The following is a 1137-nucleotide window of genomic DNA, read 5'->3' as shown; positions in this document are numbered from 1 at the left end:
CGCCCTATTCAGACTCGCTTTCGCTACGGCTACCCGCCACCGGTTAACCTCGCCACACACCATAACTCGCAGGCTCATTCTTCAAAAGGCACGCCATCACCAATCAGAATCCGAAGACCCTGAAGGAGGCTCTGACGGCTTGTAGGCACACGGTTTCAGGTACTATTTCACGACCCCTCACCGGGGCACTTTTCACCATTCCCTCACGGTACTGATCCGCTATCGGTCACCAGGAAGTATTCAGCCTTACCACGTGGTCGTGGCAGATTCACACGGGATTTCACGGGCCCCGTGCTACTCGGGAACACACCCAAGAGGCATCGCAATTTCGTCTACCGGACTCTCACCGTCTACGGTCGGCCTTCCCATGCCATTCGACTATCACGATGCTTTATAACTCTTTGCCAGCACGGCAGCACTGACCAGATGGTCCCACAACCCCGCACACGCAACGCCTGCCGGCTATCACACGCGCACGGTTTAGGCTCTTCCGCTTTCGCTCACCACTACTCACGGAATCACTATTGTTTTCTCTTCCTGCGGGTACTGAGATGTTTCACTTCCCCGCGTTCCCACCAACCTGCCTATACATTCAGCAGGCGGCGACACCCCATGACGGGTGCCAGGTTTCCCCATTCGGAAATCCCCGGATCAAAGTCTGGTTGCCGACTCCCCGAGGCATATCGCAGGCTCCCACGTCCTTCATCGGCTCCTGATGCCAAGGCATCCACCGTATGCCCTTAAAAACTTGAACACACAAAACGATCAAAACAAATCGCAGAGACAAAACCCCGAACACGAAACCCCACCCGAAACATCGGATGAAGCATCACATCGAGGTCTCATCAGAGATGCTCGCGTCCACTGTGCAGTTCTCAAAAAACAACCGGGCCAACCAGAACCGCACCACCGGAACGGTGATGCGGTTACAGGTCCCGCAGTCCGAGGTCACCGAGCTAACGCCCGTTTCCTCAGGACCCAACAGCGTGTCCAATCTGCCAGCCGCCCGGAGCTCGCCGTTCCCACTCCCCGAGTCACCTCGAGGCGGTACTTGCCGAGCCGCACGGCCAGCAGACTGAATAACCAGTGCTCCACATCTATGAGCAGCCACCCGACGAACATTCGCCGCCGATGATG

The 1137-nt window shown here is 56.9% G+C and carries 1 rRNA gene; it reads right to left on the bottom strand.

The window, feature by feature from the left end:
- Positions 1 to 754: ribosomal RNA gene (locus J4557_RS49040) — 23S ribosomal RNA — on the bottom strand; the annotation flags it as partial.
- Between the last annotated feature and the right edge of the window lie 383 nt (positions 755 to 1137).

The organism is Actinomadura nitritigenes, assembly GCF_017573545.1.
Lineage (GTDB): Bacteria > Actinomycetota > Actinomycetes > Streptosporangiales > Streptosporangiaceae > Spirillospora > Spirillospora nitritigenes.
This window is presented reverse-complemented; position numbering and strand designations above follow the sequence as displayed.